The organism is Streptomyces sp. NPDC096105 (genome assembly GCF_044763335.1).
Lineage (GTDB): Bacteria > Actinomycetota > Actinomycetes > Streptomycetales > Streptomycetaceae > Streptomyces.
Genome location: NZ_JBIWGC010000003.1, coordinates 446,826 through 463,037 on the forward strand (window position 1 = coordinate 446,826; position 16,212 = coordinate 463,037).

At 73.3% G+C, this 16,212-nt stretch carries 17 protein-coding genes; 11 read left to right on the plus strand and 6 right to left on the minus strand.

The genetic code is table 11. From position 1 onward, the window contains the following. The first annotated feature begins 350 nt into the window (after positions 1–350). Entirely contained in the window at positions 351–1,985 is a 1,635-nt protein-coding gene (locus ACIQ8B_RS07560; RefSeq protein WP_403545969.1) for a phospho-sugar mutase, read from the plus strand. A gap of 87 nt (positions 1,986–2,072) precedes the next feature. On the opposite strand, the gene ACIQ8B_RS07565 is transcribed toward ACIQ8B_RS07560, so the two are convergent. Then, the gene (locus ACIQ8B_RS07565; RefSeq protein ID WP_403545971.1) at positions 2,073–2,822 is read right to left on the minus strand and encodes a PH domain-containing protein; all 750 of its coding nucleotides are present in this window, start codon (positions 2,820–2,822) and stop codon (positions 2,073–2,075) included. A 147-nt stretch (positions 2,823–2,969) separates the two neighbouring features. Between ACIQ8B_RS07565 and deoC the strand changes: the two genes are divergently transcribed. From deoC to ACIQ8B_RS07580, 3 genes are read left to right on the plus strand one after another with little or no spacing between them, the layout of a single operon-like run. Further along, entirely contained in the window at positions 2,970–3,923 is a 954-nt protein-coding gene (deoC, locus tag ACIQ8B_RS07570) for a deoxyribose-phosphate aldolase (protein ID WP_290011408.1), read from the plus strand. Between the two features lie 5 nt (positions 3,924–3,928). Then, positions 3,929–5,365 carry an aldehyde dehydrogenase family protein gene (locus ACIQ8B_RS07575; RefSeq protein WP_403545973.1) on the plus strand — a complete coding sequence of 479 codons (1,437 nt, stop codon included), beginning with the start codon at positions 3,929–3,931 and terminating at the stop codon, positions 5,363–5,365. After that, positions 5,358–6,272 carry an aldehyde dehydrogenase family protein gene (locus tag ACIQ8B_RS07580; RefSeq protein ID WP_290011394.1) on the plus strand — a complete coding sequence of 305 codons (915 nt, stop codon included), beginning with the start codon at positions 5,358–5,360 and terminating at the stop codon, positions 6,270–6,272. Before ACIQ8B_RS07575 ends, ACIQ8B_RS07580 begins: the two co-directional genes overlap by 8 nt. 89 nt (positions 6,273–6,361) lie before the next feature. Here the strand turns inward: ACIQ8B_RS07580 and ACIQ8B_RS07585 are convergent, their stop codons facing one another. Next, positions 6,362–6,700, minus strand: coding sequence for a hypothetical protein (locus ACIQ8B_RS07585; RefSeq protein ID WP_290011393.1), 339 nt, complete (start codon positions 6,698–6,700; stop codon positions 6,362–6,364). A 59-nt stretch (positions 6,701–6,759) separates the two neighbouring features. Between ACIQ8B_RS07585 and ACIQ8B_RS07590 the strand changes: the two genes are divergently transcribed. Next, a complete protein-coding gene (locus ACIQ8B_RS07590) occupies positions 6,760–7,464 on the plus strand; it encodes a uridine kinase (RefSeq protein ID WP_290011392.1) in 705 nt (234 codons plus the stop codon). Positions 7,465–7,713: 249 nt separating this feature from the next. Here the strand turns inward: ACIQ8B_RS07590 and ACIQ8B_RS07595 are convergent, their stop codons facing one another. Beyond that, entirely contained in the window at positions 7,714–8,451 is a 738-nt protein-coding gene (locus ACIQ8B_RS07595; RefSeq protein ID WP_128127398.1) for a SigE family RNA polymerase sigma factor, read from the minus strand. Between the two features lie 238 nt (positions 8,452–8,689). On the opposite strand from ACIQ8B_RS07595, the gene afsQ1 reads away from it, so the two are divergent. From afsQ1 to ACIQ8B_RS07620, 5 genes are all read left to right on the plus strand, one after another. Beyond that, positions 8,690–9,367, plus strand: coding sequence for a two-component system response regulator AfsQ1 (gene afsQ1 / locus ACIQ8B_RS07600; RefSeq protein ID WP_106416271.1), 678 nt, complete (start codon positions 8,690–8,692; stop codon positions 9,365–9,367). Beyond that, entirely contained in the window at positions 9,364–10,983 is a 1,620-nt protein-coding gene (locus ACIQ8B_RS07605) for an ATP-binding protein (protein WP_403545977.1), read from the plus strand. The genes afsQ1 and ACIQ8B_RS07605 overlap by 4 nt, the downstream gene beginning before the upstream one ends. Next, on the plus strand, positions 10,983–11,600 hold the full coding sequence (locus tag ACIQ8B_RS07610; protein WP_403545979.1) for a hypothetical protein: 618 nt from the start codon (positions 10,983–10,985) through the stop codon (positions 11,598–11,600). Before ACIQ8B_RS07605 ends, ACIQ8B_RS07610 begins: the two co-directional genes overlap by 1 nt. 106 nt (positions 11,601–11,706) lie before the next feature. Further along, positions 11,707–12,288, plus strand: coding sequence for a VanZ family protein (locus ACIQ8B_RS07615; RefSeq protein ID WP_403545981.1), 582 nt, complete (start codon positions 11,707–11,709; stop codon positions 12,286–12,288). A 58-nt stretch (positions 12,289–12,346) separates the two neighbouring features. Further along, a complete protein-coding gene (locus tag ACIQ8B_RS07620; RefSeq protein ID WP_290011387.1) occupies positions 12,347–12,547 on the plus strand; it encodes a PspC domain-containing protein in 201 nt (66 codons plus the stop codon). Positions 12,548–12,715: 168 nt separating this feature from the next. On the opposite strand, the gene ACIQ8B_RS07625 is transcribed toward ACIQ8B_RS07620, so the two are convergent. Both ACIQ8B_RS07625 and ACIQ8B_RS07630 read right to left on the minus strand, forming a co-directional pair. Further along, positions 12,716–13,066, minus strand: coding sequence for an ATP-binding protein (locus ACIQ8B_RS07625; RefSeq protein ID WP_403545983.1), 351 nt, complete (start codon positions 13,064–13,066; stop codon positions 12,716–12,718). A 138-nt stretch (positions 13,067–13,204) separates the two neighbouring features. Further along, complete coding sequence (locus tag ACIQ8B_RS07630) at positions 13,205–14,362, minus strand: adenosine deaminase (RefSeq protein ID WP_403545985.1); 1,158 nt, start codon at positions 14,360–14,362, stop codon at positions 13,205–13,207. Positions 14,363–14,475: 113 nt separating this feature from the next. On the opposite strand from ACIQ8B_RS07630, the gene ACIQ8B_RS07635 reads away from it, so the two are divergent. After that, positions 14,476–15,234, plus strand: a complete 759-nt coding sequence (locus tag ACIQ8B_RS07635) for an alpha/beta hydrolase (RefSeq protein ID WP_403545987.1) — start codon at positions 14,476–14,478, stop codon at positions 15,232–15,234. A gap of 11 nt (positions 15,235–15,245) precedes the next feature. On the opposite strand, the gene ACIQ8B_RS07640 is transcribed toward ACIQ8B_RS07635, so the two are convergent. Beyond that, on the minus strand, positions 15,246–16,208 hold the full coding sequence (locus ACIQ8B_RS07640) for a LysR substrate-binding domain-containing protein (RefSeq protein WP_403545989.1): 963 nt from the start codon (positions 16,206–16,208) through the stop codon (positions 15,246–15,248). Between the last annotated feature and the right edge of the window lie 4 nt (positions 16,209–16,212).

Sequence of the window (16,212 nt, forward strand, 5' to 3'; positions counted from 1 at the left end):
GGGCGAGGAGCGCTCCCCGGACTGCCGGGCGGTAGCCGCGTACGGCGAGACGGGGCACCCGGCGTGGGCGGGATGCAGCCCCCTGCGGCGGGGAGGGGACGGGGTGGGGGCGGGCGCCCGCAGCGGCCGGCGCGTCCGCGCCCTTCACCGACCGAGACGCACTCTCGCGCCGGACCGGGGACGACCGCCCCCACCGCGGCCCCGCACCACCCACCGACCGCGGGCGCTGCGCCCGCCCCCACCGAACAGAACACTGCGCCGCAGGCACGGGACCCCAGCCCCCACCGGGCAGAACTCCCGCCCCCGCGGGCACCCTGACGACACGACCACCGAGAGAGGCCGACCCGACCGTGGAACACGACGCGCTCATCGCACAGGCCCAGGCATGGCTCGCCGAGGACCCCGACCCGGACACCCGCGAGGAACTCGCCCGCCTCATCGACTCCGGCGACCACGCCGAACTCACCGCCCGCTTCGCCGGCACCCTCCAGTTCGGCACCGCCGGCCTCCGCGGCGAGCTCGGCGCCGGCCCCCTCCGCATGAACCGCTCCGTGGTCATCCGCGCCGCCGCCGGCCTCGCCGCGTACCTCAAGAAGCACGACCACACCGACGGCCTCGTCGTCATCGGCTACGACGCCCGCCACAAGTCGCGGACCTTCGCCGAGGACACCGCCGCCGTCATGACCGGCGCCGGCCTCCGCGCCGCCGTCCTCCCCCGCCCCCTCCCCACCCCCGTCCTCGCCTTCGCCATCCGGCACCTCGGCGCGGTCGCCGGTGTGGAGGTCACCGCCAGCCACAACCCGCCCCGCGACAACGGCTACAAGGTGTACCTGGGCGACGGCTCCCAGATCGTCCCCCCGGCGGACGCGGAGATCGCCGCGGAGATCGAGGCAGTCGCCTCCCTCACCACCGTCCCCCGCCCCGCCACCGGCTGGGAGACCCTCGACGACACCGTCCTGGACGCCTACCTCGCCCGCACGGACGCCGTCCTCTCCCAGGGCTCCCCCCGCACCGCCCGCACCGTCTACACCGCCATGCACGGCGTGGGCAAGGACGTCCTCCTCGCCGCCTTCGCCCGTGCCGGCTTCCCCGCCCCGGACCTCGTCACCGAGCAGGCCGACCCCGACCCGGACTTCCCGACCGTCGCGTTCCCCAACCCGGAGGAGCCCGGCGCGATGGACCTGGCCTTCGCGAAGGCCCGCGAGACCAACCCCGACCTGGTCATCGCCAACGACCCGGACGCCGACCGCTGCGCCGCCGCCGTCAAGGACGGCGACGCCTGGCGCATGCTCCGCGGCGACGAGGTCGGCGCGCTCCTCGCCGCCCACCTGGTCCGCCGCGGCGCGACCGGCGCCTTCGCGGAGTCGATCGTCTCCTCCAGCCTGCTCGGCCGCATCGCCGAGAAGGCGGGCCTCCCCTACGAGGAGACCCTGACCGGCTTCAAGTGGATCGCCCGCGTCGACGGCCTGCGCTACGGCTACGAGGAGGCCCTCGGCTACTGCGTGGACCCGGACGGCGTACGCGACAAGGACGGCATCACCGCGGCCCTCCTCCTCACGGAACTGGCGTCCGAGCTCAAGGCCGGGAACCGCACGCTCCTCGACCTCCTCGACGACCTCGCCGTGGAGCACGGCCTGCACGCCACGGACCAGCTCAGCGTCCGCGTGCAGGACCTCGGCCTGATCGCCGCCGCGATGCGCCGCCTGCGCGAGCAGCCCCCCGCGGAGCTGGCGGGCCTGCGCATCACGAAGGCCGAGGACCTCACCGAGGGCACGGAGAAGCTGCCGCCGACGGACGGCCTCCGCTACACGCTGGACGGCGCGCGGGTGGTCGTCCGCCCCAGCGGCACGGAGCCGAAGCTGAAGTGCTACCTGGAGGTGGTGGTCCCGGTGGCCACCAAGGCGGACCTCCCCGAGGCCCGTGCCAAGGCGGCAGCACTCCTGGCCACGATCAAGCAGGACCTGTCCCAGGCGGCAGGCATCTGAGAACACCCCCCGGAACAGCCCTCCACGGGACACGACAGCGGGGGCGGCCGAAGACCGCCCCCGCTGTCGACGCACCGCGACGAAACGTCAGCCCAGCCCCCACAGCACACCCAGCAGCACGGCCCCCGCCGCGGCGGGCGCGATGATCTCGTAGGCCCACCGCACGGTGACCTCCCCCTGCGCGCCCGCCTCCTCCTGCCGCCGCTCGTGCAGCTCACGCAGCTCGTCCATGGCCTGGTCGGTCTCGGCCCGCCGGGGTCCGCCCGCGGCCACGGCGGCACCCGCGCCCAGATCGGCGGCGCCCACCGCACCCCCGAGGCCCGCGCGGCCGCCACGACCGCCACGGCCTCCGCTCCCCTGCCCCGCCTCGGCGCGCGCGGCCCGCGCGGCCGCCCGCGACTCCTGCCGCGCGGCCTTGCTGCGGGCCCGCAGGGAGACGGGCAGCGCCCACAGCTGGTACTTCGTGCCGGAGTCGTCGACGACCTCGTTGGAGAACCCGGACCGCAGCGAGGCGACCCGCCCCCACGGCAGCTCGATCAGCCGCAGCGGGTTGCGGACGCGCAGCCGGTCGTCGTTGACGAAGACCGCGGGCCGCACGGTGTACGCGAAGACCAGGGGGACGAGGAAGAGCATGACGGCGAGGGCGAGCCACGGGGTGCGGCCCTCGCCGACGACGACCGCGTCGATGCCGAGCCAGCCGATGATGGCGAGCACCAGCACGCCACCGACGACGCCTGCGGGCGAGCGGTAGACGCGGTCCTTGTACTGGGTCGTCGCGGTCCCGGCGGGCTTCGTGGGCTCCGGCTCCGGTCCGCGCGACGGGTCGGGGGTCGTCATGCCCCCGATTCTGCACGACTGCCGCACCCGGCCCGAAGGCACTCCTCCGCTCCGCCCCCGCCCGGGACCCCTGCCCCGGCCCGCACCCCGGATCCCGGTCCGGGGCTGTACAGCCGCTACGCGCGTAGATATGCTCGTCTGGTGACCATGCCCACCACTGCACCCCACGCTCTGAGCGACGTCACCGCGTCCGACAGCACGCTGCGCCGTTTCCTCCACGGGCTGCCCGGCGTCGACGCGGTCGGCCTGGAGGCGCGTGCCGCCTCCCTCGGCACCCGCTCGATCAAGACGACCGCGAAGGCGTACGCCATCGACCTCGCCATCTCGATGGTCGACCTGACGACGCTGGAAGGCGCGGACACCCCGGGCAAGGTCCGGGCGCTCGGCGCGAAGGCGGTCCGCCCCGACCCGACCGACCGCACCACGCCCGCCACGGCCGCGGTCTGCGTCTACCCCGACATGGTGGCCACGGCGAAGGAGGCCGTCGCCGGCTCCGGCGTCAAGGTCGCCTCCGTCGCCACCGCGTTCCCGGCCGGACGCGCCGCGATCTCCGTGAAGCTGGCGGACGTCCGTGAGGCCGTCGCCGCCGGCGCGGACGAGATCGACATGGTCATCGACCGCGGCGCGTTCCTCGCGGGGAACTACGGGAAGGTGTACGACGAGATCACCGCCGTGAAGGAGGCCTGCGGGACGGACGCCCGCCTGAAGGTCATCTTCGAGACCGGCGAGCTGTCGACGTACGACAACATCCGCCGCGCGAGCTGGCTCGGCATGCTGGCCGGGGCGGACTTCATCAAGACCTCGACCGGCAAGGTCGCGGTGAACGCGACCCCGGCGAACACCCTCCTGATGCTGGAGGCGGTGCGCGACTTCCGCGCGCAGACCGGCGTCCAGGTCGGTGTGAAGCCGGCCGGCGGCATCCGCACCAGCAAGGACGCGATCAAGTTCCTGGTCCTGGTCAACGAGACCGCGGGCGAGGACTGGCTGGACAACCACTGGTTCCGCTTCGGCGCCTCCTCGCTGCTGAACGACCTGCTGCTGCAGCGTCAGAAGCTGGCCACCGGCCGCTACTCCGGCCCCGACTACGTGACGGTGGACTGATCACCATGGCACCTGTTTTCGACTACGCCCCGGCGCCCGAGTCCCGCTCGGTCGTCGACATCGCCCCGTCCTACGGCCTGTTCATCGACGGCGAGTTCACCGAGGCGGCCGGCGGCAAGGTCTTCAAGACCGTCTCCCCCTCCACCGAGGAGGTGCTCTCCGAGGTCGCCGAGGCCACGGAGGAAGACGTCGACCGGGCCGTGAAGGCCGCCCGCAGGGCGTTCGAGAAGTGGTCCGCGCTGCCCGGCTCCGAGCGCGCGAAGTACCTCTTCCGCATCGCCCGCCTCATCCAGGAGCGCAGCCGCGAGCTGGCCGTCCTGGAGACGCTGGACAACGGCAAGCCGATCAAGGAGACCCGCGACGCGGACCTCCCGCTGGTCGCCGCGCACTTCTTCTACTACGCGGGCTGGGCCGACAAGCTGGAGCACGCCGGCTACGGCGCGAACCCGCGGCCTCTCGGCGTGGCCGGTCAGGTCATCCCCTGGAACTTCCCGCTGCTGATGCTGGCCTGGAAGATCGCCCCGGCGCTCGCGACAGGCAACACCGTCGTACTGAAGCCCGCCGAGACCACCCCCCTCTCCGCCCTGTTCTTCGCGGACATCTGCCGTCAGGCGGGTCTGCCGAGGGGCGTCGTCAACATCGTCACCGGTGACGGCCGCGCCGGAGCCGCGCTGGTCGCCCACCCGGACGTGAACAAGGTCGCCTTCACCGGCTCGACCGCCGTCGGCAAGGAGATCGCGCGCACGGTCGCGGGCACCCGCAAGAAGCTGACCCTGGAACTGGGCGGCAAGGGCGCCAACATCGTCTTCGACGACGCGCCGATCGACCAGGCGGTCGAGGGCATCGTCAACGGCATCTTCTTCAACCAGGGCCAGGTCTGCTGCGCGGGCTCGCGCCTGCTGGTCCAGGAGTCGGTCCACGACGAGCTGCTGGCCTCCCTGAAGCGCCGGCTGTCCACGCTGCGCCTCGGCGACCCGCTGGACAAGAACACCGACATCGGCGCGATCAACTCCGCGGAGCAGCTGGCGCGGATCACCGCGCTGGCGGAGCAGGGCGAGGCGGAGGGCGCCGAGCGCTGGTCCCCGGCCTGCGAACTGCCGGAGAGCGGCTACTGGTTCGCCCCGACGCTCTTCACGAACGTCACCCAGGCGCACACCATCGCCCGCGACGAGATCTTCGGCCCGGTCCTGTCCGTCTTGACGTTCCGCACGCCGGACGAGGCGGTCGCCAAGGCCAACAACACCCCGTACGGCCTGTCGGCGGGCATCTGGACCGAGAAGGGTTCGCGGATCCTGGCGGTGGCGAACAAGCTCCGCGCGGGCGTGATCTGGTCCAACACGTTCAACAAGTTCGACCCGACCTCGCCGTTCGGCGGTTACAAGGAGTCGGGCTTCGGCCGCGAGGGCGGCCGCCACGGCCTGGAGGCGTACCTCGATGTCTGACAAGAACGAGAAGACCGAGAAGAACGAGCGCCTCTCCGTCTTCAAGACCTACAAGCTGTACGTCGGCGGGAAGTTCCCGCGTTCCGAGAGCGGCCGGGTGTACGAGGTGACTGACGCCAAGGGCAAGTGGCTGGCCAACGCACCGCAGTCGTCCCGCAAGGACGCCCGTGACGCGGTGGTCGCGGCCCGCAAGGCGTTCGGCGCCTGGTCCGGCGCGACGGCGTACAACCGCGGCCAGATCCTGTACCGGATCGCGGAGATGCTGGAGGGCCGCCGGGAGCAGTACGTCCGGGAGGTCGGCGAGGCCGAGGGCCTGGCGAAGGCGAAGGCCGCGGCGCAGGTGGACGCGGCGATCGACCGCTGGGTCTGGTACGCCGGCTGGACCGACAAGATCGCCCAGGTGGTGGGCGGCGGCAACCCGGTCGCGGGCCCGTTCTTCAACCTGTCCTCCCCGGAGCCGACCGGCGTGGTCGCCGTCCTGGCCCCGCGGGAGTCGTCGTTCCTGGGCCTGGTCTCCGTGGTCGCCCCGGTGATCGCGACGGGCAACACGGCGGTGGTGGTCGCGAGCGAGAAGCACCCGCTTCCGGCGCTCTCGCTCGGCGAGGTGCTGGCCACCTCCGACCTGCCCGGCGGTGTGGTCAACATCCTCTCCGGCCGTACGGCGGAGATCGCCGCGCCGCTCGCCGCGCACCAGGACGTCAACGCGATCGACCTCGCGGGCGCCGACGAGGTGCTGGCGAAGGAGCTGGAGGTCGCGGCGGCGGACAACCTGAAGCGCGTCCTGCGTCCACAGCCTGTGGACGACTGGGCGGCGGCACCCGGCACGGACCGCATGACGGCCTTCCTGGAGACCAAGACGGTCTGGCACCCGACGGGCTCGCTGGGCGCGTCCGGCTCCGCCTACTGAGCCGCGCCCCGGCCCGCACAGCGGGAGCGCCGTGCCCCTCCTCCGCCCGGGAGGGGCACGGCGCTCCGCCGTGTCCTGCGCGCGCCCGGTCAGCTCCCGAGCGCGTCCGTGGCCAGGGCCACCCCCGGGATGCCGTCCACCGACTCCGCCTGGGCGACCGGGCCGGTGACCTCGCGCGAGTCCACCGCGCGGAAGTCGGCGACCTGCGTCGCGACGCCGTTGTCGAGCGGGTCCACGCCGGTGCCCGCGAGCGGGTTGGGCTTGAGGTCCGCGACCGTCCCCACGACCTGGCCGGCGTCGTCGGGCAGCAGCCGCGCCTCGGCGGCGGACGCGGCCGCCGCCCCGACGCCGAGCGCCACCCCGGCCGCCGCGAGAACGGCCGTACCCCGCCGGACGGCGGACGTCCTGGGTGCCTTGTGTCGGGCCATCGCTGTGCCACCTCTTGACTTCGCAGGGTCAACGGTCCGACGCGCAGCGTAGTGGAGAGGTGACGCGCGCTTCAAAGTCGGGCCGCCGGGTCGTACGCCGCCCGCGCGATGCCTCACACTGGTGTCCTGTGAGTTCCCAGTCGCCCATATCCGCGCGAGTCGTGCTGCTCTGCGGCCCCTCCGGCTCCGGCAAGTCCCTCGTATCGGCCCGCTCCGGTCTCCCGGTGCTGCGCCTGGACGACTTCTACAAGGAGGGCGACGACCCGACGCTGCCGCTGGTGGCGGGCACCTGCGACATCGACTGGGACGACCCCGCCTCCTGGGACGCGGACACCGCGGTCGCCGCGATCGAGCGGCTGTGCAGGACGGGCAGCGCGCAGATCCCGGTGTACGACATCTCGCTGAGCGCGCGCACCGGTGAGACGACCGTGGACATCGGCGGGACGCCGCTGTTCATCGCCGAGGGCATCTTCGCCGCGGAGATCGTGGAGCGCTGCCGGGAGCTGGGTCTGCTGGCCGACGCGCTGTGCCTGAACCGTGGTCCGGTGCGGACGTTCCGGCGGCGCTTCCTGCGGGACCTGAAGGAGGGCCGCAAGTCGGTGCCGTTCCTGCTGCGGCGCGGCTGGCGGCTGATGCGCCTCGAGCGGTCGATCATCGCCCGCCAGACGGCGCTGGGCGCGTACGCCTGCGACCGCGAGGAGGCGCTGAGCCGGCTGGCCGCCGCGGCGGTCGCCGGACGTCCGGCGCCGACGGGCACCCCCTGAGCGGCCGCGGGACGCGCTTCGGCCCAGGCAGCACGACACGAAAAAGCGGGACCGCGTGACGGGCCCCCCGGCCCTTCGCAGTCCCGCTGTTTCCGCACCCCCCCCGTGGTGCCCCCCCTTGTTCCCCCCTCCTCGTTCCCCCCGGATCCCCCGATCCCCCGTTCACCGCGCGGACGCCCCCCGACGTCCTGGCGGTTCCCCCGTTTCACGCCCCCGGTCCCCCTGGGTCCCCCCTGGTCCCCCGGGCCTTCAGGCGACGAGCTCCCCGAAGGCGTTCTCCTCGTCACGGCCGAAGCTGAGGACCTCGTCCTCGCGCAGCCGGCGGAGCGACCGCCAGATGCTGGACTTCACCGTGCCGACACTGATGTTGAGGATGTCCGCGATCTCCGGGTCCGTGCGGCCCTCGTAGTAGCGCAGGACCAGCATGGTGCGCTGGAGTTCGGGAAGCCGGGCCAGCGCCTGCCACAGCACGGCGCGCAGCTCGGTGCCGCGCATCGCGTCCGTGTCGCCGGCCGTCTCCGGCAGCTCCTCGGTCGGGTACTCGTTCAGCTTGCGGCGGCGCCACGCGCTGATGTGCAGGTTGGTCATGGTGCGGCGGAGGTATCCGCCGACCGCCGCCTTGTCGCTGATCCGGTCCCACGCCCGGTAGGTCGAGAACAGCGCGCTCTGCAGCAGGTCCTCGGCCTCGAAGCGGTCACCGGTCAGGTGGTAGGCGGTGGCGTACAGGGAGGCGCGGCGCTCCTGGACGTAGGCGGTGAACTCCGCCTCGCTCACCGAGCGGCGCTCCCCCGGTTCCTCCCTGTACGCGCTTCCCCCGTCGGTGTCCCCCGTGGACGCGTCAACCACCGTCATGATCGCGGTGTGCTGACGCCCGGCGCCGCGAGCGCACCCCCGCATGCCCGCGGCGCCGGACTTCTCGGAACCCCGGTGCACGTCGTGCAGACGCGTGACCACTGCGCTGGTGCTGGTGCCGTGCAGCGTGTTCATCTCGCGCCTCCCGTCGTGGACTTCCGGTGTTCTGCCTGCCGTTGTGCTGTGCAAAAGCTTGCCGCGCCACTTTCATGGCCGTGTCCGCCGACTGTCACAGACGTGTCACAGGGGCCGGCCGCCGTGACCGCACACTTCCTTCACCGCTCACGGGACGCGAAACGGCACGTATCGGACCCAAGGGGCGTGCCCGGCGCACGGGTCGAACAGGAAGCCCTCCATGGGCCAGAATGAGCCCGTGCCTTCCCTGTTGCTGATCGAGGACGACGACGCCATCCGCACGGCCCTGGAGCTCTCACTGACGCGCCAGGGTCACCGCGTGGCGACCGCTGCCAGTGGTGAGGACGGTCTGAAGCTGCTGCGCGAGCACCGGCCGGACTTGATCGTGCTGGACGTGATGCTGCCCGGCATCGACGGCTTCGAGGTGTGCCGTCGCATCCGGCGCACGGACCAGCTGCCGATCATCCTGCTCACCGCGCGCAGCGACGACATCGACGTCGTGGTCGGCCTGGAGTCCGGCGCCGACGACTACGTGGTCAAGCCCGTGCAGGGCCGGGTGCTGGACGCCCGGATCCGTGCGGTGCTGCGGCGCGGGGAACGCGAGTCCAGCGACTCGGCGAGCTTCGGCAGCCTGGTCATCGACCGCGCGGCGATGACGGTGACGAAGAACGGCGAGGACCTCCAGCTCACACCGACCGAGCTGCGGCTGCTGCTGGAGCTGAGCCGGCGGCCCGGACAGGCGCTGTCCCGCCAGCAGTTGCTGCGGCTGGTGTGGGAACACGACTACCTCGGCGACTCGCGTCTGGTGGACGCGTGCGTCCAGCGGCTGCGGGCCAAGGTCGAGGACGTGCCGTCGTCCCCGACGCTGATCCGCACCGTCCGCGGTGTCGGCTACCGGCTGGATCCGCCTCAGTGACACAGGAGCACCAGGGGGAGAGCCGCGGCTGGTCCGCGGCGCGCAAGGGAGTCTGGTCGCGGCTGCGCTTCACGAGCCTGCGCCTGCGGCTGGTCGTCGTGTTCGGCCTGGTCGCGCTGACCGCCGCCGTGTCCGCGTCCGGGATCGCGTACTGGCTGAACCGCGAGTCGGTGCTGACCCGCACGCAGGACGCGGTGCTGCGCGACTTCGAGAAGGAGATGCAGAACCGCGCGGGCTCGCTGCCCGAGCACCCCGCACAGGACGAACTGCAGCGCACGGCCGGGCAGATGGCCAACAGCAGCCAGCGCTTCACCGTGCTGCTCGTCGCCGAGAACCCCGAGGGCCAGACGGTGTACGGCAGTTCGGGCGGGCTGAACGGCTTCTCGCTGGGCGATGTGCCGGAGTCGCTGCGCGAGGCGGTGACCGAGCGGCAGAAGGTCACGTCCGGCAACGCGTACCCGCACCGCCTGTACTGGCAGCGGATCGTCGAGGACGGCACCCCGTACCTGGTGGCCGGGACCAAGGTGATCGGCGGCGGGACCACCGGCTACATGCTGAAGTCGCTGGAGCCGGAGGCGAAGGACCTGAGCTCGCTGGCCTGGTCGCTGGGGATCGCCACCGGTCTGGCGCTGATAGGTTCCGCCCTCCTCGCGCACGCCGCCGCGACGACCGTGCTGAAGCCGGTGCAGCGGCTGGGGACCGCCGCGCGGCGGCTCGGGGAGGGGAAGCTGGACACCCGGCTGAGGGTGTCGGGCACCGACGAACTGGCCGATCTCTCACGGACGTTCAACAAGGCCGCCGAGGCACTGGAGAAGCGGGTCGCGGACATGGCGGCGCGGGACGAGGCGTCCCGCAGGTTCGTCGCGGACATGAGCCACGAGCTGCGCACCCCGCTGACCGCGATCACCGCGGTCACCGAGGTCCTCGAGGAGGAGCTGGAGTTCGAGGGCGGCGGCATCGACCCGATGATCCAGCCCGCGGTGCGGCTGGTCGTGAGCGAGACGCGGCGGCTGAACAACCTGGTGGAGAACCTGATGGAGGTCACCCGCTTCGACGCGGGCACCGCCCGGCTGGTCCTCGACGACGTCGACGTCGCCGACCAGATCACCGCCTGCATCGACGCACGGGCCTGGCTGGACGCGGTGGAACTGGACGCCGAGCGCGGCATCCACGCCCGGCTCGACCCGCGCCGGCTGGACGTCATCCTCGCCAACCTGATCGGCAACGCGCTCAAGCACGGCGGTTCGCCGGTACGGGTGTCCGTGCGGGAGGAGCCCGCCGAGGGCGCCGAGGGCGCCGAGGGGGCGGACGCGGCGGACGGCACGGTCGTCATCCAGGTGCGGGACCACGGGCCGGGCATCCCGGAGGAGGTCCTGCCGCACGTCTTCGACCGCTTCTACAAGGCCAGCGCCTCCCGGCCGCGCTCCGAGGGCAGCGGTCTGGGCCTGTCCATCGCGCTGGAGAACGCGCACATCCACGGCGGCGAGATCACGGCGGTCAACTCGCCCGAGGGCGGCGCCGTGTTCACCCTGCGGCTGCCGCGGGACGTGTCCGCCGCCGGATCCGGGGAGAAGGCCGGCGACGCCGGGACCGAGGGCGCCGAGGGGGACGCCTGATGAGAGGACGACGGAAGGCGGCCCCGCCGGCCGTCGTGGGGGTCGCGGTGCTGGGCGCGCTGCTGTCCGGCTGCGGCATCCGGGCCACGGAGGTGCCGACCGACTTCGGTCCGGCGCCCTCGCGGGTGCGCTGCTCGCTGGGCGAGCCGGAAGGGTCCGGCCGGGCCGCGGGCGGGCTGGCGGTGCAGGTGTTCCTGGTGTGCGGGCCGTCGCTGGTGGCCGTGGACCGGGCGGTGCGGGTGGGGGACGGCGCCACGGACGCGCGCCGGGTGCTGGTCGCGCAGGGCCTGATGGACGAGCTGACGCGGGAGCCGACGGCCGCCGAACGGGAGGCCGGCTACACCACGCGGGTACGGCCCGGGACGACCGTGACCGGGCCGCGGGCCGGCGACCCGGAGGACACGCTGCGGCTGAGCGCGCCGCCCGCCGGGCTGTCGGCCACGGCGCTCGCGCAGATCGTGTGCACCTTCTCCGACTCGGCCGCGGCCGAGGGCGACGGCTCGGTGATCCTGGGCGGCCCCGACGACGCGACGCCGCGCCGCTACCGGTGCACGGACGACGTACGGGCCCGTCCGGCGGCCGGGAAGCCGCCCTCCGCGGAGGCCGTCGGAGGCTGACCCGGCGGGCGCCCGGAGGGGCGGCGCCGCGATGTGGTGCAGGCCTCGGCCGTTGAACGGGTGACGTCCCGGAACCGGCCGAGGCGCATGCCGCGTCTTGGGGGTCGTGCAGCGTCAAGGCTTCATCGGCGGCACCGCCGCATCCCGTATCCGTGTGACCGGAGGCGTCCTCCTGGCCGCGCATCTGGCGTTCGTCGCCTGGTACACGCTGCGCCCCCTGGACGTTCCGTGGGTGATGCCCGCCAATCTGCGGCCGCTGGACGGGATCCGGGCCGACTTCGCGCGGGGCTGGGCGACGGGGCTGCGCCGGACCGGGGAGTCGATGGCGCTGCTCGCGCCGCTGGGCGTGCTGCTGCCGATGGCCGGGGGCCGGCTGGCCGTGTCCCGGCTGGGCTCGCTGATCCGCACCGTGGCCGCGGTCGCCCTGGTGTCGCTGGCCGTGGAACTGCTGCAGACCGCGGTGCCGGGCCAGGTGGTGGACGTCGACTCGCTGCTGCTGAACACGGCGGGCGCCGCGCTCGCCCACGCCGCCGTGGTGCCCGCGGGACGTGCCCGGCTGCGCCGCCGGGTGGTCCCCGGGGCGGACGGGGCCGTCCTGCGGGAGGAGGCCCCTCAGGGACGGACCCCGACGATTCCCAGGGTCGGGATCGCCCCGTGGAGTGACGCTTTGCCCCCTTCGTCTCCGTAACGTGGAGGTACGGAGGCAGCCGGACAGGAGGCCTCGCACCGTTCACGAAGGAGTCGCGATGAGCAGCCTCGCCCGCCCGACCGACGGCCGGATGATCGGCGGTGTCTGCGCCGCACTGGCCCGGCGGTTCGGCACCTCCGCGAAGACGATGCGTGTCGTGTTCCTGGTCTCGTGCCTGCTCCCGGGCCCGCAGTTCCTGCTGTACCTGGCGCTGTGGATCCTGTTGCCCTCGGAGGACAAGGCCCGCACGGCCTGGTAGGGCGGCCGCGCGGCGCCCTCACCCCCGAGGCGCCGCGCGCCGTCCGCCCGGTCCCTGCGCGGCATCATCTCCCTGAGGTCTCGCGCGGGGCCGTGCGCCTCCGAGCACGCCGATGGGGCGCGGCCCGTTTCCGGGTGCGCCCCATCGGCCCGTCGTCGACCGGGGAGGTCAGCGGCCGCCGCCCACCGGGACGCCGTTGACGTTGAGGCCCTGGGTCGGCAGCTGGTTCAGCGGCAGACCGCCGAGGAGACCGGCGCCCGGGACCTTGGAGCCCAGTTCGTCGGCGACCGGCTTGGCGGTCCCGAGGCCCTTGCCGGCCGCGTCCTGGCCCGTCGACAGCGCCTCGGCCGGGCCCGGCAGCGCGCTGGACACCTGGTCCGCCGGCACGGCCCGGGTGACGGTGTCCAGCCCCGGGGCGTCCGGCAGGGCCGGGGCCGCCTGGGCGGCGCCCGCACCGGCGGCGGCGAAGGCGGCACCGAGAGCGGCGACACCGAGGGTCTTGACAGCAGACTGCTTCATGAAAGACGTCCTCGAAATGGGATACGGGGATGTGAGCGGTGCTGTGACCGTAATCAGGCATCCCCGCCCGCCGCAAACATCGAAATACGGACGGACGGTGAAAGCGTTGCGCGTTCACCTTTCCCGGTGACGCGCTTTTCAGCCGTCCGTGGGGGAGGAACCGCTGGTGGAAGCGGTCTGACGGAACAGCCATTCGGATTTCAGCCCTGCGTATCCGGGCTTGATCACGTCATTGATCATCGCCAGCCGTTCATCGAAAGGAATGAACGCGGACTTCATCGCATTGACGGTGAACCACTGCATGTCGCCGAGCGTGTATCCGAAAGCCTCGACCAGGTGCTCGAACTCGCGGCTCATGCTGGTGTGGGACATCAGCCGGTTGTCGGTGTTCACCGTGGCCCGGAAGTGCAGCCGGCGCAGCAGTCCGATCGGGTGCTCGGCGTACGAGGCGGCGGCGCCGGTCTGGAGGTTGGAGCTGGGGCACAGCTCCAGCGGGACGCGCTTGTCGCGGACGTAGGCGGCGAGCCGGCCGAGCTCCACGGTGCCGTCGTCGCGCACCCGGATGTCGTCGATGATCCGCACCCCGTGCCCGAGCCGGTCCGCGCCGCACCACTGGAGCGCCTGCCAGATCGACGGCAGCCCGAACGCCTCGCCGGCGTGGATCGTGAAGTGGTTGTTCTCCCGCTTCAGGTACTCGAAGGCGTCGAGGTGCCGGGTGGGCGGGTAGCCGGCCTCGGCGCCCGCGATGTCGAAGCCGACGACGCCCAGGTCGCGGTAGCGGTTGGCGAGTTCGGCGATCTCCAGGGCGCGGGCGGCGTGCCGCATCGCGGTGAGCAGGGCGCCGACGCGGATGCGGTGGCCGTTCTCCCGGGCCCGCCGCTCGCCCTGGCGGAAGCCCTCGTCGACGGCCTCGACGACCTCCTCCAGGGTCAGCCCGCCGTCGAGGTGCTGCTCGGGCGCGTAGCGCACCTCCGCGTAGACGACGCCGTCCTCGGCGAGGTCCTCGGCGCACTCGGCGGCGACCCGGACGAGCGCGTCGCGGGTCTGCATGACGCCGACGGTGTGCGAGAACGTCTCCAGGTACCGCTCCAGGGAGCCGGAGTCGGCGGCCTGGTGGAACCACAGGGCGAGCTTGTCGGGGTCGGTGTGGGGCAGGTCGGTGTAGCCCGTCTCCCGGGCCAGGTCGACGACGGTGCCGGGGCGCAGTCCGCCGTCGAGGTGGTCGTGCAGCAGAACCTTGGGCGCCCGGCGGATCTGGTCCGCGGTCGGAGCGTTCGCGATGGTCTGGCTCGTCATGTCCGCACCATAACTCCTACGCGCGTAGATCGCCCGGCGCGCGAAGGTGCCGATACGGAAAGGTGACCGCACGGACGGGTCGCGTACACCCTGTCTTCTGAGAATGTTCTGCCATGGCACAGCAAGCGACGCCGGTGCGCACGGCCCGGCTGGGGAGGGCGCTCGGCGCGGAGCCGGCCACGGTGAACGGGGTGGTGCTGCTGCTCCCGAACGGGGAGGAGGCCTCCGCCCGCAGACCGTCGCCGATGGCGGCGGTCTCCGTACGCGGTCTGGGGCGCCGGCTGGCCCGCGCGGGACGGGACCGGCATCTCGCCGTCCACGCCGTCCACTACCGCTACCGCGGCTGGAACGGCGACGAGGCGCACCTCGCGCACGACGCCGCCTGGGCCGCCGACGAGGCCCTGCGGCGCTACGGGGACGTGCCCGTCTGCCTGGCGGGCCTCGGCATGGGCGGCAGGGCGGCGCTGCGCGCGGCGGGCCACGAGGCCGTCACCTCCGTGGTGGCGCTGGCCCCCTGGCTGCCGGAGGAGGACGGGACGGCCCCGGCCGAACCGGTGAGGCAGCTCGCCGGCCGGCAGGTGCTGATCGTGCACGGCACGAACGACGCGCGGACCGACCCCGAACTGTCCTTCCGGCTGGCGGCACGGGCGAAGAAGGCCAACCGTGAGGTGTGCCGCTTCGAAGTGCACGCGGACGGCCACGGGTTGAGCCAGTACCGCGAGGAAGTGCTGTCGCTCGCCGAGGACTTCGTGGTGGGCGCGCTGTTCGGGCGGGCCTTCTCCCGCCCGGTGCAGGACGCGCTGGCGGCACCCCCGCCGCTGGGGCTGCGGATGCCGCTGGCGGCGGGGTTCGGGAAGTCGTTACGGCACTGAGGCCGCCCCCGCTACCCCGGCAGCAGGCTCCCCCGCTTCGACAGCAGGAACTTCTTGAACGCCGCCACCGGGGGCGTGTCCGGGCGGCCCGCCGGCCAGGCCACGCCGATCTCGCGGGCCGCCCTGGGGGCGGTCACCGTCAGTTCGGCCACTCCGGGGCGGGGGAAGGGGGGCGGGGGCAGCAGGGCCACGCCCAGGCCGGCCGCGACCAGCCCGCGCAGGGTCTCGGCCTCCTCGCCCTCGAAGGCGATGCGCGGCGCGAAGCCGGCCCGGGCGCACAGGTCGTCGGTGATGCGGCGCAGCCCGTAGCCGGGTTCCAGGGTCACGAAGGTCTCGTCGGCGGCCTCGGCCAGGCGGATCCGGCGGCGGTCGGCGAGGCGGTGGTCGGCGGGGACGACCAGCCGCAGCTTCTGCTCGTCGAGGCGGCGGGCCACCAGGTCCGGGGCGGACGGCACGGGCGAGGTCAGGCACAGGTCGAGCTCGCCCGCGCGCAGTCCCTCCAGCATGGCCTCGCCGTGGTTCTGCACCAGGCTGAAGCGGATGCCCGGGTGGTCCGCGCGGAAGGCGTGCAGCAGGCCGGGCACGGTCTCGGCGCCCATGGTGTGCAGGAAGCCGAAGGCGACCTTGCCGGTGGCGGGGTCGGCGTCGGCGCGGACCTCCTCGGCGGCGCGTCCGATCTCGTCCAGGGCGCGGTCGACGGAGGCGAGGAAGGTGCGGCCGGCCGGGGTGAGGGAGACGGTGCGGCCGTGCCGGGCGAACAGCTCGACGCCGAGGTCCTCCTCCAGCCGGACCAGGGCGCGGGAGAGGGTGGACTGCGGCACCTGCATCTCCTGGGCGGCCCGCGTGACGTGCTCGGTGCGGGCCACCCCGGCGAAGTGGGCGAGGCGCGGCGCGAGCAGCCGCGCCATCTCTTCCCTGTCTCGTATGTCACCGGTCCGTGACAGGCGACCGGCTGACCTCTGCTGATGCTCCATGGGA

Bases quoted from the DNA above. Each gene is read 5' to 3' on its own strand.
- ACIQ8B_RS07575 (WP_403545973.1), top strand. From the start codon at position 3,929: ATGGCACCTGTTTTCGACTACGCCCCGGCGCCCGAGTCCCGCTCGGTC.
- ACIQ8B_RS07620 (WP_290011387.1), top strand. From the start codon at position 12,347: ATGAGCAGCCTCGCCCGCCCGACCGACGGCCGGATGATCGGCGGTGTC.
- ACIQ8B_RS07595 (WP_128127398.1), bottom strand. From the start codon at position 8,451: ATGAACACGCTGCACGGCACCAGCACCAGCGCAGTGGTCACGCGTCTG.
- ACIQ8B_RS07580 (WP_290011394.1), top strand. From the start codon at position 5,358: ATGTCTGACAAGAACGAGAAGACCGAGAAGAACGAGCGCCTCTCCGTC.
- ACIQ8B_RS07565 (WP_403545971.1), bottom strand. From the start codon at position 2,822: ATGACGACCCCCGACCCGTCGCGCGGACCGGAGCCGGAGCCCACGAAG.
- ACIQ8B_RS07610 (WP_403545979.1), top strand. From the start codon at position 10,983: ATGAGAGGACGACGGAAGGCGGCCCCGCCGGCCGTCGTGGGGGTCGCG.
- ACIQ8B_RS07640 (WP_403545989.1), bottom strand. From the start codon at position 16,208: ATGGAGCATCAGCAGAGGTCAGCCGGTCGCCTGTCACGGACCGGTGAC.
- ACIQ8B_RS07585 (WP_290011393.1), bottom strand. From the start codon at position 6,700: ATGGCCCGACACAAGGCACCCAGGACGTCCGCCGTCCGGCGGGGTACG.
- ACIQ8B_RS07625 (WP_403545983.1), bottom strand. From the start codon at position 13,066: ATGAAGCAGTCTGCTGTCAAGACCCTCGGTGTCGCCGCTCTCGGTGCC.
- deoC (WP_290011408.1), top strand. From the start codon at position 2,970: ATGCCCACCACTGCACCCCACGCTCTGAGCGACGTCACCGCGTCCGAC.
- ACIQ8B_RS07635 (WP_403545987.1), top strand. From the start codon at position 14,476: ATGGCACAGCAAGCGACGCCGGTGCGCACGGCCCGGCTGGGGAGGGCG.
- ACIQ8B_RS07630 (WP_403545985.1), bottom strand. From the start codon at position 14,362: ATGACGAGCCAGACCATCGCGAACGCTCCGACCGCGGACCAGATCCGC.